The sequence below is a fragment of the Pseudoflavonifractor sp. An85 genome, assembly GCF_002161235.1.
Classification (GTDB): domain Bacteria; phylum Bacillota; class Clostridia; order Oscillospirales; family Oscillospiraceae; genus Enterenecus.
The window spans coordinates 1-26,158 of record NZ_NFHE01000024.1; the positions used below are offsets into that span (position 1 = coordinate 1).

A 26,158-nucleotide genomic window follows, 5' to 3' on the forward strand; every position below is an offset into this window, starting at 1 on the left:
GAGGGAATCTGGCTGGGCTCGGGGCTGGGTTCGGGCGTGGGCTCAGGAGTGGGCTCCACGGCCGTCCACTTGGCAAACAGAGTCGTGTCGGCTTCCACAGCTGTGGTGAAGTCGAAGGGAACGGTGCAGGCCTTGTCGGTGTACCAGCCGCCGAAGGTATGGCCTTCCCACTGGGGAGCGGCGGGCTCGGCCACGGTCTGGCCGGGGAGCAGGGCCACGTCGGCCACGACGCTGCCGCCCTGGGAGTCAAACTGCACCAGCACGCGCTGGGCAGGCTCCACGCCGTTGGCGTAGCACATCACGTCATCCACCTGGCCCTGGAAGGGGTTGGTGGTGGAACCGATGCGGGCTACGGGGATGTTAAAGGAGGAGTAGGTAATGCCGGTCTTACCCTTGAACTGGGTGGTGGCGTGCTCGTCGGGGAGGAAGGAACCCTCAGCGGAGATCTTCTTGCCGTCCACCAGCAGGTAGGTGGTGCCGCCATCGTTGGTGAGGGTCAGATCCACCCACTGGTCGCAGGGCAGATTGTAGTTGAATACGTACTCGTACAGCTCACGGGCGAAGCCCAGCTTCCAAGTGCCGTCCTGGTTGGCAATGGCCTTGACGGTGTGCTCGCCGTAGGCGGCGTCCGCCTCCAGAAGAATCTGCTCGCCCTGGTTGGCGGCGCTGTCCTTATACACCCGGAGAGACACGGTGTTGTTGGGGCCCATGACGTCCAGGCCGGTGGAGGCGTAAGCGTTCTTTCCGGAGAGGGTCAAAACGCCCTGGGTGAGGGTAGCGCCGTTGAGGGTCAGGTCCCGGTTGTTGCCGGACCGGTCCTGGTTGTCCACGAAGGAGTACTGCACATACTCCTGGGTGCCGTCGGCCAGACTGACCAGGTGATAGGGGTTGGTGTTGGGGGCGGTACCCAAGGTGGCCACGTCGGCCTTCAGGGTGTTGTAATCCCGGTCCAGGCCGTCGCCGCCGGTGCCCCACATCTTCACGCCCAGGGCGGGCAGAGCGTCCACAAAGCGTGCAAAGGAGTCGGTCTCGCTGATGCCGGCGGCCCGGGTGTCAATGTTGTCGTTCCAGATGGCGTAGCAGGCGCCCAGCATCTGGGAGGAGCCGGAGGGAATCCAGGTTCCGCCCATGTTCTCGGGCTGCCAGTTGTTGTACAGGGACTGGGTGTTCAGCCAGTCGCCGTAGCCGCCCACACCCTTGTTGCCAGGCACCATGTACAGGTCGACGTCAATGGTGTTGATGAGGCCAAAGCCCAGGTTGAACATCTGCTGGGGGTTGGCCCAACCGGTGTTCCAGATGTTCATCTGAGCGCCCTGCACGTCGTCTGCGGTGAAGGGAGCGCCTTCGCCGCCGCTCATCTGAGTCAAGCTGCCCCAAACGCGGACCTGAAGGCCCTTATCGTTTTCGATGTAGTCGATCATCTGCTTGAGGAAGTTGCGGTAAGCGGGGTGGCTGTCGTAGAACTCGTCAGCGCCGATGTGTACAATGGTGTTTTCGTCGTAGATGCCACAGTCAATGTACTCGTCAAAGATATCCTTGACCAGGTCGATGCCTGCCTGCTTGCTGATGTCCACGTGATCCACCCAGGGGTGGCCGCCAGCGCGCAGCTGGTTGAGAACCAGGTCGGGCTGCTTGAGGGTGTACATGATGTAGTTGGTGATGGACAGGGCGTGGGCGGGTACGTCGATCTCGGGAACGATGTCCACGCCCAGAGCACGGGAGTAGGCCATAAAGTCCTTGAATTCCGCCTTGGTGTAGGCGTAGTCCTTGGAAGTCAGACCTTCCTTGTCAGACTCCAGACGGAAGCCCTGATAGGCCTGACGCACAGCGTCTACGTTATCCTGGCTGGGATCTTTGGTGAGGTAGTCTTCCATGAAAATGAGGTTATCGCTCAGGTGTACATGGAAGCTGTTCATCTTGTACCAGGCCATGGTCTTGGAGATCTCCTTGAGGGACTCCATGGAGTAGGGCTTACGGCCTACATCCAGCATAAAGCCGCGGTTTTCAAACTCGGGGTAGTCCCGGGCGGTGCCCTGGGCAATGGTGCCATTGCCGGAGAGCTTCAGAGCCTGGAGCACGGAACGGGTACCCCAATAGGCGCCGGTGGCATCGTTGGCCTGAATGACCACCTGGTCGGTGACCACCATGTTGTAGGTCTCCTTGTCAAAGCCGCCCTGATCGTGGTGGGTCAGGACGATATCACCGGCCTGGGCAGTGCCGGAGACGATGGGCAGCTTCAAGCCGAACAGATCGCGAATGTCAGTCTGGAGCTCCTGGGCCACAGAGGGGAAGTTCTGGTCTGCCACAATGCGGCTGCCAGCGGTGAGGGTGAACACCTGGCCCTTCTGCTGGGCAGAGGAGTACCACTGGGCCAGCTCGGGGATCACGGAGGGCTTCTGGTTGCCTTCGTTGGCTTCGTTCACGCCGGGGATGGTCAGCTCCACGGTGGAAGTGCCGCAGTTGGTTGTGTCAGCTTTGTCCCGCACGGTGACGGAGACCTCCACCTTGGTGTCCACCAGGGGGGTGTGGATGGTGCCGGAGGCGTCCACCACCTGTTCATAGTTGCAGCCCCAGGTGGCGGTGTACTTCTCGGGTACCTCGCCGGTCATCACCAGCTTGCCGTCCTGAATGTTCAGGCTCTGGGCCAGGGCGGCGGCGGTGTTGGCGGGGGTGAGCACCACTTCAGACTTCTCCTGGTAGACCTCGAACTCATACAGGGAGACGTTGTTCCAGTCTGCGCTGTAGGCCTCGATCCACACCCGGACATAGCGGGCCTCCACGGGCTGGTCGAAGTTTACCGTCTGAATGGGGGCGCTTGCGGGGGTGAGCTTCCCCTCAAAGGACTTCTGAGTGGTCCACTGGGTGCCGTCCATGGAGGTCTGTACATGCCACTTGTCGGCGTGGTCGTTCTCCCAGTAGAGCACAACACTGCCCACCATATACTTGGCGCCCAGGTTGTAGCTGATGGTGGGGTCCTTCACGTTCTGATCGGTGGCCCAGCGGGAGTTTTTGGAGGCCTTGTCGCCGTCCCGGGCCTTGTCAGCGGTGAAGGAAGTATTGGCCTCCACGTTGGTGGCGGTAGCGGTGACCCCGTCTTGACGGGCGATGTTGGTCCCCTTGGGGAGGGTGACCAGTTCATCGCCACCGGGGGAGGTGCCCTCGGGCTTGTGACCGTACACCTCAAACTCCCGCACACCCACGTTCCACCAGTTGTTGGCAGACTGGTCATACTTGGTCACGGACAGACGTACATACTGGGCCTCCACCTCCTGCTGGAGGGGGTGAGCGGCCTCACGGACGGGTTCCGCGCCGGTGATGGTGACCTGATCGGTCCACTGAGTGCCGTCTATGGAGGTCTGAATGGCGTAATCCCGAATGTTATCCTTTTCCCAGAACACCTGGAAGCTGGTAATGGTGCGCTTGGCGCCCAGATTCAGGGTCAGTGTGTGCTGGGTGGTACCTGCTCCATCGTTTTTGGAGCCCCAGCGAGACGCATTGGAGGTATCTCCGTCAATGGTCTTGTCGGCGGTGAAGGTATCGCCGTCGGTATCAGAGGCTTTTGCGGAAACCCCTGCCAGACGGGCCAAATTCACATCGCTTTCCCCTTCGGGTTGGCCTGCGGCAGAAGCCATCAGGCCGCCGGTGAGCATGACTGCTGCCAGGGCAGCGGCCAGCCATCGAGTTCGGTTTTTTTGCATGTAGGACACCTCTTTCTTTTGAAATTGCGGGAGACCTTTGCCCCGGACCACCACCTGGAGACAAAACAAACAAAAGACCACATGCCCACTGCTCCATACAGGATTGTCAACCTTTCCTATTGGGTGGATGCAGTGGCACATGTGGTTATGCCTGATAAAACAGTAACATCCCGCCGCCCATATTTTTCCTAAAACGATTGAAAAATAGGGAAAATTGTGCCTTGATTGTCCTCTTGGTATCATACTAACAGAACGCTCATCCTTCTGTCTACCTGCATTACACCCAAAAGTCAGAGGGAAATATTGTACATAACATACAAAACAAAGCGGTAATTTTTCGGGTTTACATATGATTCCATACAGTTTCAATATTTGGAAGAAAATTTATTAAAAAATTAAGAAAATGCGGAGAGGAAAAAGGAAAAATCCCTCCGTCGGGAAGGCCACGACGGAGGGATTTTTTATAGCTTCTGTTTGAGTTGGTACAGCAAATTCAGCGCCTCAATAGGGGTGAGGGTGTCCACGGCGGTGTTCCGCAAAGTCTCCAGCACCTCGCCGCCCGTCAGGTCCCCCAGGGTCATCTGCTCCTGGGGCTGGGCGGACACAGTGCCCACGGGGGTCACCGCCCCCTGGCTCTCCAACTGGGCCAGAATCTCCCGGGCTCGGGCGATGACGGGGGCGGGCACTCCGGCCAGCTTGGCCACCTCGATGCCGTAGCTCTGGTCCGCCCCGCCGGGGACAATCTTGCGCAGAAACACAATGTCGTCCCGCTTCTTTTTCACGGCGATGTGGAAGTTTTCCACCCCGGAGAGCTCCTCGGCCACAGCGGTGAGCTCGTGGTAGTGGGTGGCAAAGAGGGTTTTGGCCCCCAACTTTTTGGCGTTGGCGCAGTACTCCAGCACCGAGCGGGCGATGGACATGCCGTCGTAGGTGGAGGTGCCCCGGCCAATTTCGTCCAGAATGAGCAGGGAGTGGCGGGTGGCGTTAGAGAGCAGCTGGGCCACCTCGCTCATCTCCACCATGAAGGTGGACTGACCTGCGGCCAGGTCATCGGAGGCCCCAATGCGGGTGAACACCCGGTCCACCACCCCGATGTGGGCCGAGCGGGCGGGGACGTAAGAGCCCATCTGGGCCATCAGTACCATGAGGGCCACTTGACGCATGTAGGTGGATTTACCCGCCATGTTGGGCCCTGTGATGATGGACAGACGGTGGTCCTTGCCGTCCATATGGGTGTCGTTGGGCACAAACAGGCTGTCCTTCAAGGTGTGCTCCACCACCGGGTGGCGGCCCTCCTGGATGTCCAGTACCCCGCTCTCGTCCACCACCGGGCGGCAGTAGTTGCGCTCCACTGCCACCGTGGCAAAGGAGAGGAGCACGTCCAGCTGGGCCACGCACCCGGCGGCCCGCTGCACCTCCCGCACCCGTGCAGCCACCGTGTCCCGCAGCTGACAAAACAGCTGGTACTCCAGGGCGGTGATGCGGGTCTGGGCGGAGAGAATCTCGTGCTCCAGGTCTTTGAGCTCCTGGGTGATGAACCGCTCGCAGTTGACCAGGGTCTGCTTGCGGATGTAGTCCTCAGGCACCAGGTCATAGTTGGACTTGGACACCTCGATGTAATAGCCGAACACCTTGTTGTAGCGCACTTTCAGGCTCTTGATGCCGGTGCGCTCCTTTTCTCGGCCCTCCAGGGCCAGCACCATCCCCGCGCCGTTGTTGAGGATATCCCGCAGGTGGTCCACCTGCTCATCGTACCCGGGGCGGATGAAATCGCCCTCCCGGATGGTGAAGGGGAGGCGGTGGTCGTCGTCCTCGTCCCGGATGGCCCCGTCAATGGCCTGTTGCAGGTCCTCCAGACCCAGCATGCCATCTTTGATGCCCTCCATGGCTCGGCCCGTGAGGGCCTCCAGCTGGGCAGCCAGGGCGGGGAGCATGGCAAGTCCCTGGGCCAGGGCCTTCATGTCCCGGGCGTTGGCGGAGCCATACCCCACCTTGCCAATGAGCCGCTCCAGGTCGGGCACCTGGCGCAGGGTGTGGCCCAGCTCCTCCCGGGCTACCAGATTGTCCACCAGGGCGGCCACTCCGTCCTGACGGCGGGCAATGGCCAGAGGGGAGCGCAGGGGCCGCTCCAGCCATGCCCGGATCATTCGGTGTCCCATGGGGGTGCGGGTGCGGTCCAGCACCCACAGCAGGGAGCCCTTCTTGTCCTTGCTGCGCATGGTCTCGGTGAGCTCCAGGTTGCGGCGGGCGGTGAGATCCAGCTCCATGTACAACCCCTGTTCCGGCTGCTCCACCACCAGGGGGCCTAAGTGGGTCAAATCGGTTTTCTGGGTCTGGGTCAGGTACCCGGCCAGGGCCCCGGCGGCCTGATAGCACTGGGGGTGCTCCTGGGGCAGGGCATCTCCCGCCTGCCACAGCCCACAGCTCACCAGGGCGTCCACGGCGGGGGCGGGGTTAAACCACTCTTCGGGTGCGGTCTGGCACAGGCAGTCCAGCCGCTGGGTCAAAAACTCCGTCAGCTCCCCTTGGCGGGCGGCCTGGGGGGAGAGAATGGCCTCGCTGGGCGGGCAGGCGGAGAGCTGGTTGCACAGGTGGGGCAGCCAGTCGGTGCCGGAGAAGGGGGTGGTGTGGAACTGCCCCGTGGACACGTCGCACACTGCCACCGCGGCCTGATCCCCTTCCACAAACACAGCGCAGATGTAGTTGTTGCTGTTCTCGTCCAGCATCACGTCGTCCATGGCGGTGCCGGGGGTGACAATGCGCACAATGTCCCGTTCCACCAGACCCTTGGCGGTGGCGGGGTCCTCCATCTGCTCACAGATAGCCACTTTGTACCCCCGTTTGATGAGCCGGGCGATGTAGTTTTGGGCGGAGTGGTAGGGCACGCCGCACATGGGGGTGCGCTCCTCCTCCGGTTTGTTCCGGTCCCGGGTGGTGAGGGTGAGCCCCAGCTCCTGGGCGCCAATTTTGGCGTCGTCGTGGAACATCTCATAAAAGTCCCCCAACCGGAAGAACAGCAGGCAATCGGGATTGTCCTGCTTGATTTTTAGATATTGTTTCATCATGGGGGTGAGTTCCGCCATGGGGTGCACGCCCTTTCTATTTTCACAAATTGCCTGGAAAGGCTCCCCACGGAGGGGAGCCTGGTCAGGATTGAAATTGGGTAATCACATATACATACCGGATGTTTTCCACATCTGCACTGGGGGTGATGATTCCGGTGCGGCTGATGCCGTCGGCCTCGGTGTTCAGGCTCTCCAAGGTGCCCAACAGCAGTCCCCCGGGGTACTGATCCCCCAGCCCCGAGGTGGTCACCTGGTCTCCGCTGATGAGCTGGGCATCCTGAGGGATGTAGGTCAGGCGCAGCTTGCCATCTCCCATCAGAGAGAAATCCCCCTGGGCCATGCAGCTGTCGTCGGTGCGGGTCACCCGCACCCCCAGCTCCAGACTGGGGTCCAGCACCGTGGTGACCAAACTCCAGTTGGTGCCCACGTCTGCCACCACACCCACCAGGTTGCCGTACTGGTCGATGACGCAGTCGCCCTTTTCCACATCCTGGTCACTGCCGGCGTGGATGGTGATCTGTCGGCCCCAGTTGGTGGTGGAACGCTGGGTGACGGTGGCGGAGGCGTAGGTCCAGTCCGGGTGCTCCTGGGCCACCCCCAGCAGCTCTTGCAGCCGCTCATTTTCCCGCAGGGCGTCCTGGCTCTCCCGCACCTGCTCCTCCAGGTCGGCCAGTTGCTGCTTGAGCTGCTCGTTTTCCTCCAGCAGCTGGTCATACCCGGTGAGGCGGTCATACTGGTGCTGAAACCAGCCGGAGATGCCGCCGGTCACCGCCCCCACGGGGTTGGTGATGATTTGCACCGCATTGGTCAAGGGATTGAGGCCGGAAATGGCCGAGACAATGGCCAGCAAAGCCGCCAGCAGCACCGCCGCCACCACCAACAGACCTCCGTTGTCCCGGAAAAAACGCTTCATACTGCCTCCCGATTAGTGGTCTGCCATCTGGAACAAGTCCAGGCCAAAGCCAGCCAAAATGCGGCTCAGGCGGAAAATGGGCAGACCCACCACGTTGAAATAGTCTCCCTCGATGCCGGAGACCAGCATGGCGCCCAGACCCTGGATGCCGTAGGCGCCGGCCTTGTCCATGGGTTCGCCGGTGGCGATGTAATGGGAGATCTCCTCCGGCTCCAGCTCCCGGAAGGTGACGGTGGTGCACTCGTGCTGGGTCACCACCTGGTCCCCCTGGATGACGGTGAGGCCGGTGTACACATAGTGGCGGTTTCCGCTCAGGGCAGAGAGCATGGCAAAGGCATCCCGCTGGTCGGCGGGCTTGCCCAGCACCGCCCCCTCCAGAGCCACTACGGTGTCGGCGGCGATGATGAGGTCGTCGGGGTCGGCGTGTCCCGCCACGGCCAGGGCCTTGCGCCGGGACAGCTCCTCCACCACCTGGGCGGGGGGCATGTGCTCGTCCACCGTCTCGTCCACGTCGGGCGAGGTGACTTTAAAGCCCCGCAGTCCCATCTGGCCCAGCAGCTCTTTGCGCCGGGGGGACTGGGATGCCAAAATAATGTCCATAAAAATGGTTCCTCCTAGCAATTATTCCACGTCTCGATAATAGAGACCTCGGGTATAAGATGCGGGGGCTGCATTTCCCACGCCCTGGTACCGCTGCACCATGTCCACCACGGTGTGATCGTCCTCGGTGGTAAACAGCAGGTTCAACGCGGACACACCGGCCCGCAGGTAGTCCCCGGCCTTGTCCGCCAAAAAGAGGGTGTCGGAGTTGAAAATCTCATTGCGGCAGCCCCAGGCTTTCATGACCGGGAAGCCCACCCCACGCCGGTCGGTGAGGGTGTTGCCATTGCCGCAGCAGCACTGACCCGCCCCCGCCTTCATGGCGCAGTTTTCCGTAATCATCAGCGGCAGACGGCCATAGGCCAGCAGCTCCACGGGCAGGGTCTTGGACAGGTCGCGAATCTGGGCCAGCTTCAGCTCAAAGGAAGCGGTGAGAGAGGCAAGGCCCAACTCCCGGTAAGCTTTCACGCCATGGCTGTTGAACACCTCCAGGCCATAGTCGCCGTGGAGGGTGAAGCCCAGGTCACGGGCCACATCCAGCAATCCCAGATTGCCCACCAGGGCGTGGGTGACCCCCATGTCCCGGCAGCGGGTGAGCTGGTCTTTCAGGGTGTCCATCTCCCCGCCATCCCAGCAGATGCGGGGGAGTACCACCGCCGCCTGAATGCCGTGTGCCTGAATGTCCGCCACCACATCGGGGTGGCTGGCCGCCTCGTCCACGGGCAGGGCAATGCGGGCGGGCTGGCTGTCCAGCAGAGCGGGAGAGCACTGGCTGGCGCTTCGCAGCGTGACGTGAAGGGCGGGGGCGTCCGTGGGGTTTGCCACCTTGGGCAGGGGCTCGTAGGGGAAGTGCCGCCGTTGGGGCAGGGCGGTGCGGGCAGCGGAGAGCTGCTCTACCCCCTCCCGGCGCAGGGCGTTGAGGGCGGAGCGGGGCAGGGACAGGCCTTCCCCCACCTCCACCTGGTGCTGCGCCACCCGGTAGGGGGTGCCGCCGGTTTTGGACAGCTGAGCCGCCACGTCCTCCCCCTCCAAGGCCCGGGTGCGGGCTTGTTCCGGGGCCGGGCCGGTGACGGTGACGGTGTGGCCGTCCTCGTCCGTGAGGGTGAGGCAGGCGGGCTGTCCCGCCTGTATAGAGGCGTGCAGGGTCACGGGGACCAGCTGGGTGGGCTTGTCGTACCCGGCCCGGGCGGCGGCAAACAGTTCACGGGGTTCCGGCTGCTGCTCCCGCACGCCGAACATATGGGCGCCCTGGTTTCCGGTGAAGTATCCATCGGTAAAGCCCTGGCGGGAGAAGGCGGCGGTGAGCTGGGCCACCTCTTCCGCGGTGGGCTCCCGGCCCTCCCGCAGAGCGTCGGCGTAAACCTTGGTCACCACCCACACATATTCTGGCCGCTTCATCCGCCCTTCAATCTTGGCGCAGGCCACACCCATGTCCTGCAATTCCCGCAGGTGTCCGGCCAGGGACATGTCCTTGAGGGAGAGGGGATAGCGGTCTGCCTTGCCGTTCCAGCCGTAGCTCAGGCGGCAGGGCTGGGCGCACAGGCCCCGGTTGCCGCTGCGTCCCCCCAGCACCGAGGAGAAGAAGCATTGGCCGGAATAGCACATGCACAAGGCCCCGTGGACAAAGGTCTCGATCTCAATGGGGGAGTGGTCACAGATGTAGGAAATTTCCTTCCGGGACAGTTCCCGGGACAGCACCGCCCGGGTCAGCCCCAGGTCGGCGCACCGCTTCACCCCGTCCAGGTTGTGAATGGTCATCTGGGTGGAGGCGTGGAGGTGTACGTCGGGGGCCACCTGACCCACCACCTGGAGAAGGCCCATATCCTGCACCAAAATGGCGTCTACCCCCATGCTGGAGGCCTCCACCGCCACCTGAGCGGCCTGAGCGACCTCCCGGTCCGAGGCCAGGGTGTTGAGGGTGAGGTACACCTTCACCCCGTAGAGGTGGCACAGGTCAATGGCCTGTTGCAGCTCCTCCTGGTCAAAGTTGCGGGCGTTGCGCCGGGCGTTGAAGGGGCCGTAGCCCAGATACACCGCATCGGCCCCGGCGTACACCGCCGCCTGGACGGCTTCGGGGCTGCCAGCGGGGGATAAAATCTCCATATCGGTCCTCCGTATTACTTCTTGGCCTTATCCTGACGCTCCTGGCGGGGATGCTTGGCCTGGTGCAGCTCCAGCTTCAGCTGGGCGTTCTCCTCCAGCAGGTCCTTGAGCTGCTGGCGCAGGTTGGCGCTGGAGACCTTGTCTTTGGCATACTGATCTGCGATGTTCAGGCAGGTGAGCAGGGCGCAGTCCAGCTGGCTGATTTCCGCGCCCTCTTGGGTCTGGCGCAGTTGTTCGTTGACAAAGTCCGCCACGCGGCGCACGTAGTCCTCTCCTTCTTCGGCTAAGAGCACGTAGCTGTGTCCGGCTACGTTGACGGTCACTCGATTTTGCATGAAAATTCCTCCTTGTTCCAGGTTTTATCCAAACAGTGTCGTAGGAACTGATATTTTTACAGCATAGCATTATATCACAACCAATGGAAAAAAGAAATGAAAAAACTCCCAGCCACACAGGTTTTTCCCCTGCGGCCTGGAGGAGGTGTTCCGGGTGCCATGCTGTCCCCTCTTGCGACGGGATACATTTTCGGGTATGGTAGAAAAAGATACCGACCGAGGGGGAAGAGTATGGGAGAAGAGGAATATTTGGAACAGCTCTACCGGGAGATGTACCCGCTGTTGCTGCGCTACGCCCAATCCGCCCTGGCAGGGGATGTGATGCTGGCTGAGGAGGCGGTGCAGGAGACCTTTGCCATAGCTTGGACCAAAATGGATGCCCTCCGGGCCAGCGCCAATCCCCGGGGCTGGACGATGGAGACGTTGAAGCGGGTCATCCAGAACACCCGCAGAAGCCGGGATAAAGCCCAACGCGCAGCGGTGGCGGTGGCGATGGCCGGGGTGGGCGAGGTTGCCCGCGCCGACGAGACCCGGGTGGACGTTTTATATGGAGATTTGGCGGGACAGGAAGGGTATGAGCTGATGAAGGAATATGCCCTGGAGGAGCAGACGGTGGAGGAGCTGGCCCGGGAAAGGGGCATCTCTCAGGAGGCCTGCAAGAAGCGGCTGCAGCGGGCCAGAACCCAGCTCAAAAAATATTTTGAAAAAAATCAGGGCAAGGTGTCCCCAAACGAGGACCGCCCGACATATACCAAGTGAAAGGAGAAGCCAGGGATGTGGACAAACCGGAGGCAGGGACCAAAGTCCCGGGATGCGTTGGTCCGGATGCGCACAGAGGAATTGGAAGAAATTCTGCGCCTGGATTCCTATGGAGAAGGAGGGTACTCCACCGAGGATATTTTGTATATCCTGGAATTGTTGGAGAACAGAGAGAGGGAACAGGGACAGCCCTGCGCCGACGTAGATCGGGCGTGGCAGGCGTTCCAAAAGGACTATTTGCCCCAGCACAAGGACAAAAAGAGCTGGTGGACCGGACTGCGCCGTGGAATGGGGGCCACGGCTGCGGCGCTGGCCCTGGTGGTTGTGGGGCTGCTCACCGCCCAGGCCGCTGGCTGGGATGTCCTGGGCAGCTTGGGCAAGTGGAACGACGAAATTTTTACCTTTGGCAGTCTGGAGACGGAGACACCCACGGATGGGGGACCCGTGGAGAGTATTCCAGCTTCCCAGGAGCCGAGCCAGCAGCCGGAGATGTATGAGTCGGAAGTTCTGGAGTATGACACCTTGCAGGAGGCTCTGGACGCCTGTGGCATCACGGAGGTGAAGGCTCCCACGTGGCTGCCGGAGGGGTACCGGTTCGTTGGGGCGATGCAACTGAAGGATTTGAATGGGGTTGTTTATGAAGTAGTGGCCAATTTCCAGCGGGGAGGAGAGTTAGTAACGCTCAATATAGATAAACTAGATATGGTTTCTTCGGATGTGCATAAAAAGGATGGACCAGTGGAGATTACAGAGATGCACGGCCAGACGGTATACATCATCCAGAACCTTTACAATTATTCCGTTGCGTGGCAGACTGATAGCTATGAGTGCTATTTACTTGGCCCAAATCCACAGGACTTGGAGAACATGGCAGCTTCCATGTTGCAGTAAAGTAAAGATACGGAGGAGAGAGAAATGAAAAAGAAATTCGTGGTGCTGTTGTTGGCGGTGGTGTGCCTGTTCTCTGCCGTAGGTGTGCGGGGATACGCCGCAGAGCCCCGGGCCAGCGCGCAAATTGCAAGTTATGGTGCGGGTATTTCCTGGAGCAGTGATGGGCGGCTGGAGATACGCTTTACCATTCAAGGTACTTCTGCCAATATGTATGCTCTGGGGGCCAGCAGCGTTGTGGTGCAGCGGCTCAGCGGCTCCAACTGGGTGTCTGAATACACGTTCAACATTCGGGACTATCCCAAATTGCAAGCCAGCAACACGAATTATCACGCTCTAGTGATTGGATACTCACCCCGCTATTCCGGCGCCAGCTATCGGGCCATGGTGTTTTTCTACGCCAGAAATTCCGCCGGGACAGACACGGCGATCAAGACCACAAACGCGGTATAAAATCCGCCCCGGCCCGGCAGTTTCCCACAGCATTCCCTTTCCGCCATGGAAGGAATACAAGCCAAATATTTGCAAACCATACAGCGGCTCACCCCTTGGGGGTGGGCCGCTGTATGGTTTTTTCCGTCATTTCCCACCCCGGTGGGAGCATAGCATTTCTTTGAAACCTGTGGTATACTCAAACCAAATACCCATACCACAAGGAGGATACCCATGAAAGCGGTAGTGACCAGAGTGAAAAACGCCCGGGTGGAAATCGACGGGGCGGTGAACGGAGCCATTGACCAGGGGCTGCTGGTGCTGTTGGGCGTCGGCCCCGACGACACCCCGGCCACGGCGGACAAAATGGCAGATAAAGTGTGCGGCCTGCGGATTTTTGAGGACGAGGCCGGGAAAATGAACCGAAATTTGGAGGCGGTGGGGGGTTCCCTGCTGGTGGTGAGCCAGTTCACCCTCTATGCCGACACCTCTTCCCGCCGCCCGGGTTTTTCCGGGGCGGCCAAGCCGGATGTGGCCATCCCTCTCTATGAGCGGTTCATGGACCAGTGCCGGCAGCGAGGCTTTCCCGTGGAGCACGGAGAATTTGGGGCAGATATGCAGGTGTTTTCCCAAAATGACGGCCCCGTCACCATTTTGCTGGAGCTGTAAGGAGGGGATGGTATGCCCACCATTCGACAACTAGACCCCCATGTGGCCGACCTCATCGCCGCCGGAGAAGTGGTGGAGCGGCCTGCCTCGGTGGTGAAAGAGCTGATGGAAAACGCCATCGACGCCGGGGCCAACGCCGTCACCGTGGAGATTTCCCACGGGGGCATGTCCCTCATCCGGGTCACCGACGACGGCTGCGGCATCGCCCCCGACCAGTGCCAGACCGCCTTTCTCCGCCATGCCACATCCAAAATCTCCTCGGAGTACGACCTGGAGGCCATCGGCACCCTGGGTTTCCGGGGGGAAGCTTTGGCCGCCATTGCAGCGGTGTCCCGGGTGGAACTGCTCACCAACCAGGGCCAGGGGTTGGGCACCGCTCTGTCCCTGGAGGGGGGACAACTGGTGGAGCAGGAGGAGGCGGGATGCCCCAAAGGCACCACCATGTTGGTGCGGGATTTGTTTTATAACACCCCCGCTCGGCTGAAATTTATGAAGAAGGATTCGGCGGAAGGGGCGGCGGTGTTTGCCGTGGTGCAGCGGCTGGCCCTGTCTCACCCCGAACTGTCGGTGAAGTTCTTGAGGGACGGCAAGCAGGAGCTGCTCACCCCCGGAGATGGACAGTTGAAAAGCGCCATTTACGCCGTGCTGGGCCGGGATCTGGCCCTGGGTTTTGTGCCCATCAAAGGTTCCGGGGAGAACATGGAGATTTCCGGCTTTGTCTCCCTGCCCACCTGCTGCCGGGGCAGCCGCAGCTACCAGCACTTTTTCGTCAACGGGCGATATATCAAAAGCCGGGTGATGATGGCAGCCTTGGAGGAGGCCTACCGCAACCAGAAGATGGTGGGCAAGTTCCCCGGGTGTGTTCTCCACCTCACTTTGCGGCCCAACAGCGTGGATGTGAACGTCCATCCCACCAAGACTGAAGTAAAATTCCAAAATGAGCAGCAGGTGTTTGCCACGGTGTACCACGGGGTGCTGGCGGCGCTGAACGCCGACAAGACCCGCCCCCAGGCGGTGGTGAAGTCGGTTCTGCCCCGGCAGGACACGGTCACCCCCAACCAGACCAGCCTCAACGACTTCACAGCGGTGACCCCGCCTCAGCGTACCACTACCTCGCCTCCGGTGGTGTCGCAGCCCAAACCCCAGCCCACACCCAGCCCCTTCCGCCGGGTGACCCCCTTGGAGAAGGTGGCGGAGAGCCAACCAGTGGCGAAGTCCAACCCGGTGACCCAGGAAAAGCCAAAACCAGTGGAAGTGGAGAAGCGTTCTCCCGTGGTGGAGGTGGAAAAACCCGCCGTTTCTGTGGAGAAGACACCCACGGTTGCCCCTGTGGAGGAGAAACCCACCCCCATTCCGGTGGTGGAAGAGAAGAAAACTCCCACACCGGTGGTGGAAGAGCCCGTGGTGGAGGAGGCCCCTGCCCCGACGGTGGAACCGGAACTCGAACCCCAGCCCGAACCGGAGCCCTGGGTGGTGCGAGGTGAACTGTTCCACACCTACATCATGGTGGAGCAGGGGGAGAAGGTGGTGCTCATTGACAAGCACGCCGCCCATGAGCGGGTGAATTTTGACCGGCTCAAAGCCCAGGACTACCGGCCCATGGTGCAGGAACTGCTTCTTCCCATCACCATCACCCCCGGACCCCAGGAGCGACAAGTGCTGCTGGACGGCCAGAAGGTGCTGGAGGGCTTCGGCTTCCAGCTGGAGGAGTTCGGCGCGGGGAGCATTGCCGTGCGGGCGGTGCCCGACTACCTGGAGACGGGGGACGTGGAGCCCACCTTGCTGGAATTGGCCAAAAAGTTGCGCCTCACCGGCTGGGCCGACCCCAGTGCGGCCCGGGACGAGGTGATGCACACCATGGCATGCAAAGCCGCCATCAAGGGCGGTCAGCGCAACGACCCCCAGGAGTTGGAGCGGGTGGCCCAAAAAGTGATGGCCGGAGAGGTGAAATACTGCCCCCACGGACGCCCTGTGGCCATTGAGCTCACCCGTGGGGAGCTGGAGAAGCAATTCAAACGGGCATAGGAGGGACCCTGTTATGGCCTATCAACTGGAGAAGATCAACCAGGCCATTCGTGCCGATAAGTTGGGATTTATGGAAGAATGCGACCGAGATTACCAGAAAAAAGTGGAACAGGCCGCGGATTTGATCTGTAAAAATATGAGTAAGAGCCCGGTGGTGCTCCTCTCCGGCCCCTCCGGGTCGGGAAAGACCACCACCGCCTATAAAATCACCGCCGAGTTGCAGCGGCGAGGGGTGGGAACCCACACCATTTCCCTGGATGACTACTTTGTGCGCCGGGACCCCAAAACCGCCCCCCGCACCCCCCAGGGGGACATCGACTACGAGTCCCCGGAGATGATGGATTTGCAGCTGCTCAGCCAGCACTTTACCCAGCTCACCCGGGGAGAGGAGATTTTAGTGCCCCACTTTGAGTTTGCCCGCCAGATGCGCAACGATAGCAAGGCCAAGCCTTTGAAGCTGGGCAAGGATGAGGTGGCCATTTTTGAGGGCATCCACGCCCTGAACACCAAACTCACTGCCGGTCACCCCAACGCCACCCGCCTGTACATCTCCGCCCGCAGCAATGTGATGGAGGGGGATGTGCTGCGCTTCAAGGGCACCTGGATGCGCCTGACCCGTCGAGCGGTGCGGGATTTCAACTTCCGAGGTACCGACATTGTGGGTACCCTGGACATGTGGGCCAACGTGCGCCGGGGAGAAAAGCTGTACATCTCCCCCTACAAGCACACCGCCCACATGCTCTTTGACTCGTCCCTGCCCTATGAGGTGTCGGTGATGGCCTGCTACGCCCGCCCTCTCATGGCGGCGGTACCGGAGGAAAACCAGCGTCGCCACGAGCTTTTGGAGCTGGTGCGGGCCTTTGACTCCTTCGAAACCATCGAGCCGGGGTTGGTGCCCAAAGACTCTCTGCTCCACGAGTTTATCGGGTGACCCGTTGTATCCTGACAAAAACTGTGATAGAATAACCAGGCTACTTTGAACATGAGAAAAAATTTGCCCTCTGGGCAGACGGAATAAGGAGATGTTTCCATGAGCGAATGTACCCATGACTGCTCCAGCTGCGGCTCCAACTGTGGCCAGCGGCAGCAGCCTCAAGATTTTCACAAACCCTGCAACGCCCATTCCCACATCAAAAAGGTGATTGCCGTGGTCAGCGGCAAGGGCGGCGTGGGCAAGTCCACCGTCACCTGCTCCCTGGCTGCCGCCATGGCCGCCCGGGGTAAGAAGGTGGGCATTTTGGACGCCGATATCACCGGCCCCTCCATCCCCCGCGCCTTTGGTGTGCACCAGCGGGCGGGCGGCACCGATGAAGGCATTCTTCCGGTGGAGACCGCCGGCGGCATCAAGATGATGAGCCTGAACCTGCTCACCGAGAACGAGACCGACCCCGTCATCTGGCGTGGCCCCGTCATTGCCGGTGCGGTGGAACAGTTCTGGACCGACGTCATCTGGGGCGAGCTGGACTACCTGTTTGTGGACATGCCCCCCGGAACCGGCGACGTGCCACTGACCGTATTCCAGTCCCTGCCCGTGGACGGCGTGGTGGTGGTCACCGCTCCCCAGACCCTGGTGGGTATGATTGTCACCAAGGCTGTGCGCATGGCGGAGATGATGCACATCCCCGTGCTGGGTCTGGTGGAGAACTACAGTTTCTTCCGCTGCCCTGACTGCGGAGGCGAGCACCCCATCTTTGGTCCCAGCACCATTGATGCGCTGGGTGCTGAGTTGAATCTGCCCGTACTGGCCAAGTTGCCCTTGGATTCTGCCCTGGCAAATGCCATGGATGAGGGGACCGTGGAGGGGTATAACCCCAATCCCATGGCCCAGGTGGCGGCCCAGTTGGACGCTGAATGATAAATATTCCAATCCGTGACGGAACGCCGTCACGGATTTGGTGTTTAAAGTAAAATTTTTCCAGGTGGCTTGTTGGCCCCGTCGAAATCTGTTATAATGGGTCATAAAATCAATACCCTTATTTTTCCAGATAGAAACCTGGCATGGTTGCATAGGATAAGGGGCAAGGGAGGCGTGAAGATTGGAACGATGGATGTTGGAGAGCACCACGGGGGCACAGATGGTACAGCTGCGGGTGCAGTTGGCCCAAATGACTGCGGCCAGCCAGATGTTGGAGCAGTATGCCACCGATGAGAGAGGAAAGGCGTATCTGAGCACCATCAACCAAAGCGTGTGCCGGATGCTGCGTCTGGTAAGCCGGATGGAACTGGCCCAGCGGCTCACCGATGAGGATGAGGTGCGGCTGAACGTGGGTCCGCTGGACATCTCCCACTGGGGAGAGGAACTGGGTCGCCGCTTGGAGAGTGTTCTGGCGGGAGCGGGAGTTTCCTTCTCCTGGGACGTTGCCCCCGGACTGTTTGGGGTGGTGGATGGGACACTGTTGGAGCAGCTGGTGTTGGAATTGGTGTCCAACGCGGCCAAAACCGGCAGTCCCGTGAAGATGTCGGTGCAACCGGGCACTCAGTCGGTGCGCATCACCGTTTCCGACCAGGGCCCCGGATTGGATGCCCAGCAGCTTTCTACCCTGTTCCAGCAGCCACCCCAGGGAGATGGAGGGCTGGGGGTAGCTCTGGCCCAGCAGATTGCCCAGCTCCACGGCGGTCTGCTCATGGCGGATAGCCAACTGGGACGTGGCGTGAATATGGTGGCGGTGATCCCTCTGCGAGAGGGCCTGCCGCCCCGCCGTCTGGAAACGCCGCCGCCCCAGTGGGGGGACAACGGGCTGGACAGCGTGCTGGTGGGGTTGAGCGATGTGCTCCCCTCCGCGTCCTTTTCCCCCGATGAACTGAGATAACACCCAAAAAAGACCCCGGCCTTCCTGATGGAAGGCCGGGGTCCTTTTTTGAGAGATTGCACTTAGCCGATCAGCGGCCACAGTAAAACCATGAGGATCATGGGCAAAACCAGGGGTAGAATCAGGAGCAGGAGATTGGGGGTGTCCCCGCCCAGCCGAGGGCCATGGATGGGAGAGCGGGACTTTTTGGGCTTTCGCCCCTCCCGCTGGGCCTGCTCAATGTAGGGATGGGGGCCAATGCCATAAAAAAAGTCCCGGGTGTCCGCCACCACACGGCGGCCATACATCCAGGCCGCCAGACCCAAAATCAAGGTCAGTCCTGCGGCCACCACAGCCACCATCCAGATGTAGCCCTCCAGGTGGAGCATCCACAGCACAATGGCCCCGATTGGGGCAACGGAGATGGGGACCATCACCCCCTGGGACAGCCGGAGCATGGTATAAAACTGCCGGGAGTAGGCCGCCTGCTGGGCCAGCCACAGGTACAGCCCCCACCGGGCCCCGGGGAAATATGCCTGACGTACTTGGGCGGGGGTGACTCCGGCGGCCCGGTACAGGTAGCGGGTGAAGAATGTGCTGATGCTGCCTGCCACCATCATGGCCACGAAATACATCAAAACAAAGGGGGCGATGTTCACAATATTTCGCTCCTTTCTGGGCAAACAGGCCCCGACACCATGTGTCGGGGCCTGAAATCGTATCAATAGGGGGGATTAGTAAGCCACACCCCAGTACACCATGTGCTTGGCGGGCTTGCCGCACACGGGACACACGTCGCCCAGGTGCTCCTGCTCCAGGGGGATGCAGCGGGAGGACACGCCAGCCACTTCCTTCATCTTCAGCTCGCACTCCTCGTCGCCACACCACATGGTCTTGGCAAAGCCGCCCTGGGTGGCCATCTTCTCCTTGATCTCCTCCAGAGTGGAGCAGGGGTAGGTGTTCTCGTCCAGGTTGCGCTTGGCGCGGGCAAAGAGGCTGTTCTGGATGTCCTCCAGCAGGTTCTTCACGGTCTCCTCGATGTTGTCCAGGGAGACAAACACCTTCTCGCCGCTGTCACGGCGGGCCAGCACGCACTGGTTCTTCTCCATATCCTTGGGACCCAGCTCCAGGCGCAGAGGTACGCCCTTCATCTCGTACTCGGCAAACTTCCAGCCGGGGGACTGCTCGGAGGCGTCCATCTTCACCCGGATGCCAGCGGCCTTCAGACGGTCGCACACGGCCTGGTTGGCCTCAATGACACCGTCCTTGTGCTGGGCCACGGGGATGACGATGACCTGGGTGGGGGCGATGCGGGGGGGCAGCACCAGGCCGTTGTTGTCGCCGTGGGTCATGATGACGCCGCCAATGAGACGGGTGGACACGCCCCAAGAGGTCTCAAAGGGGGTGTGCAGCTGGTTGTCCTTACCGGCAAAGCTCACGCCGAAGGCACGGGCGAAGCCATCGCCAAAGTAGTGGGAGGTACCGGCCTGGAGGGCCTTCTTGTCGTGCATCATGCACTCCACGGTGTAGGTGGCCTCAGCGCCGGAGAACTTCTCCTTGTCGGTCTTGCGGCCCTTCACCACGGGCATGGCCAGGTAGTTCTCGCAGAAGTCGGCGTAGATGTTGAACATGCGCTCGGTCTCTTCAATGGCCTCCTCGGCAGTGGCGTGCATGGTGTGGCCCTCCTGCCACAAAAATTCCCGGTGGCGCAGGAAGGGACGGCTGGTCTTCTCCCAGCGCAGCACGGAGCACCACTGGTTGTACAGCTTGGGCAGGTCCCGGTGGGAGTGGATGACATGGGAGTAGTGCTCACAGAACAGGGTCTCGGAAGTGGGGCGGATGCAGTAACGCTCCTCCAGCTCCTCGCTGCCGCCGAAGGTGACCCAGGCGCACTCGGGGGCGAAGCCCTCCACGTGGTCCTTCTCCTTCTGGAGCAGGGACTCGGGGATGAGCATGGGCAGATATACATTCTCGTGGCCGGTCTCCTTGAACTTCTCGTCCAGAATCTTCTGGAAGTTCTCCCAGATGGCGTAGCCATAGGGGCGCAGGATGAACATGCCTTTGATGGAAGAATAATCAATCAGTTCCGCTTTGGTGCACACGTCGGTGAACCACTGGGCAAAGTCGGCCTCCATATCGGTGATCTGGCTGACCTGTTTGCTTTTGTCTTGTGCCATAAAACTCTCATTCCTTTTTCAAATAATAAAGGTATCGTAACTATGTATTTTATGGGCCAGAGGGGAAAAAGTCAAGAGCAGAGCGCAAAAAGAAGGGGCTTTGATCGGCAGGATCAAAGCCCCTTTCAAGTATTTATTCCAAATCTTCGCACACAGCCTGGGCCAAGCGCTGGGCGTTGGCCTCCAGGGCGGCACAGATGTCCTCGGGCTGGTTCTGCTCCACACCCGCCAGCATGGCGCGGAAGTCGGCCAGATTGGCCTCCCGGTCCATGCCGTGGTTGGCGTACAGGTTGCGCAGCAACAGCTGCTGGCCCTGAATGGCCAACATGCTCTTGTCCAGACGGCGGTTGCCGCAGTGGACATAGAACACCTCCACCAGTCGGTGCACCGCGGTCACCTGCTGTTGGGGGGTCTGGGCGGTTTCAAACTCCGCCATACGCTCCCCAAACTGCTGAGCCAGAGCCTGGTGGTCCGCCTGCTTCATGGCCAGACGGGCGGCGGCACAGTGCAGGGTGGTGGCCAGTTGGGTGATTTCCTCCACGTCCTTGGCATCCAGGGTGAGCACCCGGGCTCCCACGTTGTTTTCATAGGCAATCAGTCCCTCTTGCTGCAGGCGGTTGATCGCCTCTCGGATGGGAGTGCAGCTCACCCCCAGAGAATCCTGTAACTCGTTGACGTTGACCCGGCTGCCCAAAGGCAGGCGCAGAGCGATGATGTCGCCGCGCAGCCGGTCATAGACCTGATCCACCAGGGATCGCTTTTTGATGGAAGCCATAACAAACCCTCCAAAACCTTTATGATGACCCTATGGGGACAAATTTATCACTTCTTGCAATATATAGGATAACAGATTGGGAGGAAAAAGGCAAGAGGCAGATGGGAGAGAGAAAAAAAGGATGCCGTGGTTTTGTGAAAAATCCCGGGAAAAGTTTGCTTGACTTTTGTTTGGAGTGTGTTATGCTTAATATAACATATATCTTGCAAGATATATAATTCGAGCAAGAGCACCGAAACGGATTTTGGAGAGGAGACATTTTTTATGGTATACACCACGTTTGATGAACTGATTGCCGCAGCCAAGAGCAAGCCCCACACCGCCCGCATGGCGGTGGCTGCCGCTGGCGATTCCCACACCATCGAGGCTGTGCTGCGGGCCCGGGAGGAGGGCATTGTCTCCCCCATTCTGGTGGGCGATAAGACCGTCATTGATGAGGCACTGGCGGAGTTTGGCGCCACTGTGCCCGAAGAGGACATCTACGACGTACCCGATCTGGCCGAGTCCGCCCGCAAGGCGGTGGCCCTGGTGGTGGAGGGCAAGGCTGACTTCCTGATGAAGGGCAAGCTGGACACTGCTGTGCTGCTCAAGGCCGTGGTGAACAAGGAGCACGGCCTTGGCCAGGGCCGCACCATGAGCCACTTCACCATGTTCCAGGTGCCCGGCTACCACAAGCTGATGGTGCCCGTGGACGGCGGCATGGTCACCTACCCCACTCTGGAGCAGAAGAAGGATATCATCATGAACACCGTGGACACTCTGCGCTCCATGGGCTATGACAACCCCAAGGTGGGCGTGCTGGCCTGCGTGGAGAAGGTCAACCCCAAGATGCCCGAGACCGTGGAGGCCGACGCCCTCAAGCAGATGAACCTCAAGGGCGAGATCCCCGGCTGCGTGGTGGAAGGCCCCATTTCCTACGACTGCGCCACTGTTAAGGAAATTGCCGACTTCAAGGGCTTCCATAGCCCCTGCGCCGGAGACTGCGACGTGCTGGTGGCTCCCAACATCCACGCCGGCAACATCATGGGCAAGATGCTGGCCTGCACCTGCGGGGCCAAGATGGCCGGCTTTATCGTGGGCGCCAAGTGCCCCATCGTCATGACCAGCCGCGGCTCCACTCCCGAGGAGAAGTATCTGGCCATCGTCATCAGCGCCCTGGCCGCGGAGAAGCGAGCCCAGCACTGAGAGAGGAGAGAGAAGACCATGGAACGACTGCTCATTTTGAATCCCGGCTCCACCTCCACCAAGCTGGCGGTGTTTGAAGGGGAAGAGCCCCTGTTCGTGGAGTCCCTGACCCATTCCGCCCAGGAACTGGCCCCCTTTGACTGCGTGGCCGACCAGTACGGCTTCCGCCGGGATCTGGTCATCGACTGCCTGAAGCGCCATGACATTGCCCTGGATTCCCTCACCGCCATTGTCTCCCGGGGCGGCCTGCTCACCGCCATTGAGGCCGGCGCCTACGCCGTCAACGAGGACATGGTGTGGCAGCTGAAGAACAAGCCCCGCAACGAGCACGCCTCCAACGTGGGTGCCATGATCGCCTACGATCTGGCCGGTCAGCTGCACATTCCAGCCTACATCTACGATGGTGTTACCGTGGAGGAGCTGCTGCCCATCAACAAGATCACCGGCGTGACCAACATGTTCCGCAAGGGCATGGGCCACAACCTGAACACCCGGGCTGCCGCTATGCGCTATGCTCAGGAGCAGAACAAGAGCTACAACGACATCACCGTCATCGTGGCCCACCTGGGCGGCGGCATCTCCGTCAACCTGCACCACCAGGGCCGCATCATTGACTTCATCAACGACGAGGAAGGTCCCTTCTCCCCCGAGCGGGCCGGCGGTCTGCCCATGTTCGACGTCATCAAGGCTTGCTTTGAAGAGGGCGCCACCTATAAGGACATGATGAAGACCGTCAAGAGCCGGGGCGGGTTGATGGCCCACCTGGGCACCACCGACAGCCGGGATGTGGAGAAGATGATCGAGGGCGGCGACGAGCACGCCAAGCTGGTGTACGACGCCATGATCCTCAACATCGCCAAGAACATCGGCAAGATCGCCCCCAACGTGTGCGGCAAGGTGGACGCCATCCTGCTCACCGGCGGCATTGCCTATTCCAAGTACGTCACCTCTGAAATTGAGAAGTACGTCTCCTTCATCGCTCCCGTGGTGGTCTACCCCGGTGAGGACGAGATGAAGTCCCTGGCTCTGGGCGGCCTGCGGGTTCTGCGGGGCGAGGAGCAGGCCAAGGAGTACGTCAGCCCCGACCGTCCCCGGACCTGAGAAAGTTGTGAAATACCAGAGGTTATCTGGAATCTGAATACAAAAAAGCCAGGAGAACGCCGCGTTCTCCTGGTTTTTTTGTGGGAAAGAAAGAGAAGTCCTCTTGTATCAGAATGAGGAATGTGATATAATATGAAAACTGAAAACGATTTCACATCGAACGGAAAGAGGGATTGCCATGCGCATTGTTACCATCGGCGAAATTCTCATTGATTTGACCCAAACCGGGTTTAACGCTCAAAACATCCCGGTCTATGCCGCCAATCCCGGTGGCGCGCCTGCCAATGTGGCGGTGGCAGCTGCCCGGCTGGGGGCAGACACCGCCTTTGTGGGCATGGTGGGCCAGGACGGCTTTGGCACCTATCTGGCCCAGGTGCTGGAGGAAAATGGGGTGAATACCCAGGGCCTGCGCACGGCTCCCGGGGCCACCACTTTGGCGGTGGTGTCGGTGAATGGACAGGGGGAGCGCTCCTTCCAGTTCATGCGGGGGGCGGATGTGGCTCTGACCCCGGAGGAAGTGGACCAGGAGCTGCTGGCTCAGGCGGGGATTCTCCACTTCGGCTCGGTGAGCCTCACCGCTGACCCCGCCCGCACCGCCACCCTGTATGGGGTGGAGCGGGCCAAGGAGCAGGGCGTGGTCATCAGCTACGACCCCAACTACCGGGCTGCTCTGTGGAACAGCCAGGAGGAGGCGGTGGAGTGGATGCGCCGTCCCCTGGATCAGGTGGATATTCTGAAGATCTCCGACGAGGAGATGGAGCTGCTCTCTGGCTCCAGCGACCCTGAGACGTGCAGCCAGGTGATGGCGGACAAGGGCATCTCCCTGGTGCTCATCACCCTGGGCTCTCAGGGCGTGTTTTACCGCTTCGGGGCGCACACCGGTATTGTCCCCGGCGTGGCCACCCAGGTGGCAGATACCAATGGGGCGGGGGACACCTTCTTTGGGGCCGTACTCAGCCAACTCAGCTGCCGCACCCAGGGGGCGCTGGAAGGCCTGGAGGTGGCAGAGTTGGAGGGTATCCTGGCTCTGGCCAATCGGGCGGCTTCGGTGACTTGCTCCCGCAGCGGCGCCATTCCCGCCATGCCCACCCTGGACGAATTGAAATAACACAAAAAGCTTCCCATCGCTGTGCGATGGGAAGCTTTTTTGCTTAATAGCCAGCCAAAAATTGCTGAGTACGCTCTTCTTGGGGATTCTCAATGACACTGCGGGCGGGGCCACGCTCCACAATGACACCCTTGTCCATGAACATCACTTCGTCGGCCACGTCCCGGGCAAAGGCCATTTCGTGGGTGACGATAATCATGGTGGTTTTCTGCTCCACCAGGCCTCGGATCACCCGCAGCACCTCGCCGGTGAGCTCCGGGTCCAGGGCGGAGGTGGGCTCGTCAAAGCAGAGAATGTCAGGTTTCAGAGCCAGAGCCCGGGCAATGGCCACCCGCTGCTGCTGGCCGCCGGAGAGCTGGTTGGGGTAGTGGCTGGCCCGCTGTTCCAGCCCCATTTTGGTGAGCAGTTCCAGACCCTCCTGCTGAATTTCCTCCAAAATGGCCTTTTTGTTGGACTTGAAGTCGGGCCGCTCCCGGGCCAGCAGTTCCTTGGCCAAGGTCACGTTTTTCAACGCGGTATACTGGGGGAACAGGTTGAAGGACTGGAACACCATGCCGAAGTGGAGCCGCTTTTTGCGGATTTCCGCATCTGTCTGGCTGCGATGATTGGCGGCGTCAAAAATGATATTGCCGCCCACAGAAATGGTGCCCTGGTCGGGGGTCTCCAGGAAGTTTAAGCAGCGCAGCAAGGTGGTTTTGCCGCTGCCCGAGGAGCCGATGATGGCCAGGGCTTTGCCCTGCTCCAGGTCAAAGCTGATATCCTCCAGCACTCGGGTGGCACCAAAGTGCTTTTCCAGGTTGTTTACCTCTAAAATTGCCATATCTCGCCGCTCCTCTCAGGAGAAATAGTCCAGCTTCTTTTCCAGCCGCCCCAGCAGGAGGGTGACCAGGCCGTTGAACACCAGGTAGTACACGCCGGTGAAGAACAGGGGCCACAACAGGCCGGAGTAGCCGTGGGAGGTCTTCAAAAAAGCCTGTCCTGCCCAGATGACCTCTTGCAGGGAGATGATGCGGGACAGAGAAGTGTCCTTGACCAGGGTGATGATCTCGTTGGACATGGGGGGGACAATGCGCTTGATCATCTGCAACAGGGTCACGTGGACAAAAATCTGGACCTTTGTCATGCCCAGCACTTGTCCCGCCTCCTGCTGGCCCCGGGGCACACCCTGGATGCCGCCCCGGTAGATTTCGGAGAAGTAACAGGCGTAGTTGAGGATGAAGGCCACGGCGCAGGCCAAAAACCGCCCGGACTCACCGGCGGGCCAAGGGCTTTGGTCCATGACAATGCCGGGGATAAAGAAGATGATGTACAGCTGGAGCATCAAAGGGGTGCCCCGGATGACCCACACCACAAACCGGCACAGCCAGCGCAGGGGATAAAAGCGGGTCATGGAGCCCCAACAGATGACAAGGCCCAGAGGAAGCGCCCCCAGCAGGGTAACGAAAAACAGTTTTAAAGTCTGCAAAAAGCCCTCGTTAAGAGCCCCGATGACGGTTAAAAACATCCCAATACCACCTTATACCAATCTGAGGTTTT

The 26,158-nt window shown here is 60.5% G+C and carries 22 protein-coding genes; 11 read left to right on the forward strand and 11 right to left on the reverse strand.

Annotated elements, in window-relative coordinates:
• From B5G37_RS10710 to B5G37_RS10735, 6 genes are all read right to left on the reverse strand, one after another.
• On the reverse strand, window positions 1–3,698 hold a 3,698-nt coding region (locus tag B5G37_RS10710), incomplete at its 3' end, for a discoidin domain-containing protein (protein ID WP_158099403.1).
• 461 nt (window positions 3,699–4,159) lie between these two features.
• Window positions 4,160–6,781 carry a DNA mismatch repair protein MutS gene (gene mutS, locus B5G37_RS10715; RefSeq protein WP_087257331.1) on the reverse strand — a complete coding sequence of 874 codons (2,622 nt, stop codon included), beginning with the start codon at window positions 6,779–6,781 and terminating at the stop codon, window positions 4,160–4,162.
• A gap of 64 nt (window positions 6,782–6,845) precedes the next feature.
• Entirely contained in the window at window positions 6,846–7,676 is an 831-nt protein-coding gene (gene mreC / locus B5G37_RS10720) for a rod shape-determining protein MreC (RefSeq protein WP_087257334.1), read from the reverse strand.
• A gap of 12 nt (window positions 7,677–7,688) precedes the next feature.
• On the reverse strand, window positions 7,689–8,276 hold the full coding sequence (locus tag B5G37_RS10725; protein ID WP_087257336.1) for a Maf family protein: 588 nt from the start codon (window positions 8,274–8,276) through the stop codon (window positions 7,689–7,691).
• Window positions 8,277–8,297: 21 nt separating this feature from the next.
• Window positions 8,298–10,379, reverse strand: a complete 2,082-nt coding sequence (locus tag B5G37_RS10730) for a U32 family peptidase (protein ID WP_087257339.1) — start codon at window positions 10,377–10,379, stop codon at window positions 8,298–8,300.
• Between the two features lie 14 nt (window positions 10,380–10,393).
• Window positions 10,394–10,714 (reverse strand): cell division protein ZapA, encoded by a 321-nt coding sequence (locus B5G37_RS10735; RefSeq protein ID WP_087257341.1) that lies wholly within the window; start codon window positions 10,712–10,714, stop codon window positions 10,394–10,396.
• 231 nt (window positions 10,715–10,945) lie between these two features.
• Between B5G37_RS10735 and B5G37_RS10740 the strand changes: the two genes are divergently transcribed.
• From B5G37_RS10740 to B5G37_RS10775, 8 genes are all read left to right on the forward strand, one after another.
• Complete coding sequence (locus B5G37_RS10740; RefSeq protein WP_158099404.1) at window positions 10,946–11,473, forward strand: sigma-70 family RNA polymerase sigma factor; 528 nt, start codon at window positions 10,946–10,948, stop codon at window positions 11,471–11,473.
• Window positions 11,474–11,488: 15 nt separating this feature from the next.
• A complete protein-coding gene (locus B5G37_RS10745; RefSeq protein WP_143482928.1) occupies window positions 11,489–12,364 on the forward strand; it encodes a DUF4367 domain-containing protein in 876 nt (291 codons plus the stop codon).
• Window positions 12,365–12,388: 24 nt separating this feature from the next.
• Window positions 12,389–12,814 (forward strand): hypothetical protein, encoded by a 426-nt coding sequence (locus B5G37_RS10750; protein ID WP_087257347.1) that lies wholly within the window; start codon window positions 12,389–12,391, stop codon window positions 12,812–12,814.
• A gap of 213 nt (window positions 12,815–13,027) precedes the next feature.
• On the forward strand, window positions 13,028–13,462 hold the full coding sequence (gene dtd, locus B5G37_RS10755; RefSeq protein ID WP_087257350.1) for a D-aminoacyl-tRNA deacylase: 435 nt from the start codon (window positions 13,028–13,030) through the stop codon (window positions 13,460–13,462).
• A 12-nt stretch (window positions 13,463–13,474) separates the two neighbouring features.
• The gene (gene mutL, locus B5G37_RS10760) at window positions 13,475–15,487 is read left to right on the forward strand and encodes a DNA mismatch repair endonuclease MutL (protein WP_087257353.1); all 2,013 of its coding nucleotides are present in this window, start codon (window positions 13,475–13,477) and stop codon (window positions 15,485–15,487) included.
• Between the two features lie 13 nt (window positions 15,488–15,500).
• Window positions 15,501–16,418, forward strand: coding sequence for a nucleoside kinase (locus B5G37_RS10765; protein ID WP_087257354.1), 918 nt, complete (start codon window positions 15,501–15,503; stop codon window positions 16,416–16,418).
• A 99-nt stretch (window positions 16,419–16,517) separates the two neighbouring features.
• Entirely contained in the window at window positions 16,518–17,342 is an 825-nt protein-coding gene (locus tag B5G37_RS10770) for an Mrp/NBP35 family ATP-binding protein (RefSeq protein WP_087257356.1), read from the forward strand.
• A gap of 181 nt (window positions 17,343–17,523) precedes the next feature.
• On the forward strand, window positions 17,524–18,297 hold the full coding sequence (locus B5G37_RS10775; RefSeq protein ID WP_143482929.1) for a HAMP domain-containing sensor histidine kinase: 774 nt from the start codon (window positions 17,524–17,526) through the stop codon (window positions 18,295–18,297).
• Window positions 18,298–18,359: 62 nt separating this feature from the next.
• Here B5G37_RS10775 and B5G37_RS10780 read toward each other — a convergent pair whose 3' ends face one another.
• From B5G37_RS10780 to B5G37_RS10790, 3 genes are all read right to left on the reverse strand, one after another.
• Window positions 18,360–18,935 (reverse strand): hypothetical protein, encoded by a 576-nt coding sequence (locus B5G37_RS10780; protein ID WP_087257360.1) that lies wholly within the window; start codon window positions 18,933–18,935, stop codon window positions 18,360–18,362.
• Window positions 18,936–19,010: 75 nt separating this feature from the next.
• Window positions 19,011–20,453 carry a proline--tRNA ligase gene (gene proS, locus B5G37_RS10785; RefSeq protein WP_087257362.1) on the reverse strand — a complete coding sequence of 481 codons (1,443 nt, stop codon included), beginning with the start codon at window positions 20,451–20,453 and terminating at the stop codon, window positions 19,011–19,013.
• 133 nt (window positions 20,454–20,586) lie between these two features.
• Window positions 20,587–21,228, reverse strand: a complete 642-nt coding sequence (locus tag B5G37_RS10790) for a GntR family transcriptional regulator (protein ID WP_087257364.1) — start codon at window positions 21,226–21,228, stop codon at window positions 20,587–20,589.
• A 264-nt stretch (window positions 21,229–21,492) separates the two neighbouring features.
• Here B5G37_RS10790 and B5G37_RS10795 point away from each other — a divergent pair, with 264 nt between their 5' ends.
• From B5G37_RS10795 to B5G37_RS10805, 3 genes are all read left to right on the forward strand, one after another.
• On the forward strand, window positions 21,493–22,413 hold the full coding sequence (locus tag B5G37_RS10795; protein WP_087257366.1) for a phosphate acyltransferase: 921 nt from the start codon (window positions 21,493–21,495) through the stop codon (window positions 22,411–22,413).
• A gap of 18 nt (window positions 22,414–22,431) precedes the next feature.
• The gene (gene buk / locus B5G37_RS10800; RefSeq protein WP_087257369.1) at window positions 22,432–23,514 is read left to right on the forward strand and encodes a butyrate kinase; all 1,083 of its coding nucleotides are present in this window, start codon (window positions 22,432–22,434) and stop codon (window positions 23,512–23,514) included.
• 178 nt (window positions 23,515–23,692) lie between these two features.
• The gene (locus tag B5G37_RS10805) at window positions 23,693–24,622 is read left to right on the forward strand and encodes a carbohydrate kinase (protein ID WP_087257371.1); all 930 of its coding nucleotides are present in this window, start codon (window positions 23,693–23,695) and stop codon (window positions 24,620–24,622) included.
• Window positions 24,623–24,665: 43 nt separating this feature from the next.
• Here the strand turns inward: B5G37_RS10805 and B5G37_RS10810 are convergent, their stop codons facing one another.
• Window positions 24,666–25,442: an amino acid ABC transporter ATP-binding protein gene (locus B5G37_RS10810; protein WP_087257374.1), complete on the reverse strand. Its 777-nt coding sequence runs from the start codon at window positions 25,440–25,442 to the stop codon at window positions 24,666–24,668.
• 15 nt (window positions 25,443–25,457) lie between these two features.
• Window positions 25,458–26,126 (reverse strand): amino acid ABC transporter permease, encoded by a 669-nt coding sequence (locus B5G37_RS10815; RefSeq protein ID WP_087257376.1) that lies wholly within the window; start codon window positions 26,124–26,126, stop codon window positions 25,458–25,460.
• Between the last annotated feature and the right edge of the window lie 32 nt (window positions 26,127–26,158).

Excerpts from the sequence above, each read along its gene's own strand:
- mutS (WP_087257331.1), bottom strand. The coding sequence starts at position 6,781 with ATGGCGGAACTCACCCCCATGATGAAACAATATCTAAAAATCAAGCAG.
- mreC (WP_087257334.1), bottom strand. The coding sequence starts at position 7,676 with ATGAAGCGTTTTTTCCGGGACAACGGAGGTCTGTTGGTGGTGGCGGCG.
- B5G37_RS10725 (WP_087257336.1), bottom strand. The coding sequence starts at position 8,276 with ATGGACATTATTTTGGCATCCCAGTCCCCCCGGCGCAAAGAGCTGCTG.
- B5G37_RS10730 (WP_087257339.1), bottom strand. The coding sequence starts at position 10,379 with ATGGAGATTTTATCCCCCGCTGGCAGCCCCGAAGCCGTCCAGGCGGCG.
- B5G37_RS10735 (WP_087257341.1), bottom strand. The coding sequence starts at position 10,714 with ATGCAAAATCGAGTGACCGTCAACGTAGCCGGACACAGCTACGTGCTC.
- B5G37_RS10740 (WP_158099404.1), top strand. The coding sequence starts at position 10,946 with ATGGGAGAAGAGGAATATTTGGAACAGCTCTACCGGGAGATGTACCCG.
- B5G37_RS10745 (WP_143482928.1), top strand. The coding sequence starts at position 11,489 with ATGTGGACAAACCGGAGGCAGGGACCAAAGTCCCGGGATGCGTTGGTC.
- B5G37_RS10750 (WP_087257347.1), top strand. The coding sequence starts at position 12,389 with ATGAAAAAGAAATTCGTGGTGCTGTTGTTGGCGGTGGTGTGCCTGTTC.
- dtd (WP_087257350.1), top strand. The coding sequence starts at position 13,028 with ATGAAAGCGGTAGTGACCAGAGTGAAAAACGCCCGGGTGGAAATCGAC.
- mutL (WP_087257353.1), top strand. The coding sequence starts at position 13,475 with ATGCCCACCATTCGACAACTAGACCCCCATGTGGCCGACCTCATCGCC.
- B5G37_RS10765 (WP_087257354.1), top strand. The coding sequence starts at position 15,501 with ATGGCCTATCAACTGGAGAAGATCAACCAGGCCATTCGTGCCGATAAG.
- B5G37_RS10770 (WP_087257356.1), top strand. The coding sequence starts at position 16,518 with ATGAGCGAATGTACCCATGACTGCTCCAGCTGCGGCTCCAACTGTGGC.
- proS (WP_087257362.1), bottom strand. The coding sequence starts at position 20,453 with ATGGCACAAGACAAAAGCAAACAGGTCAGCCAGATCACCGATATGGAG.
- B5G37_RS10790 (WP_087257364.1), bottom strand. The coding sequence starts at position 21,228 with ATGGCTTCCATCAAAAAGCGATCCCTGGTGGATCAGGTCTATGACCGG.
- B5G37_RS10795 (WP_087257366.1), top strand. The coding sequence starts at position 21,493 with ATGGTATACACCACGTTTGATGAACTGATTGCCGCAGCCAAGAGCAAG.
- buk (WP_087257369.1), top strand. The coding sequence starts at position 22,432 with ATGGAACGACTGCTCATTTTGAATCCCGGCTCCACCTCCACCAAGCTG.
- B5G37_RS10805 (WP_087257371.1), top strand. The coding sequence starts at position 23,693 with ATGCGCATTGTTACCATCGGCGAAATTCTCATTGATTTGACCCAAACC.
- B5G37_RS10810 (WP_087257374.1), bottom strand. The coding sequence starts at position 25,442 with ATGGCAATTTTAGAGGTAAACAACCTGGAAAAGCACTTTGGTGCCACC.
- B5G37_RS10815 (WP_087257376.1), bottom strand. The coding sequence starts at position 26,126 with ATGTTTTTAACCGTCATCGGGGCTCTTAACGAGGGCTTTTTGCAGACT.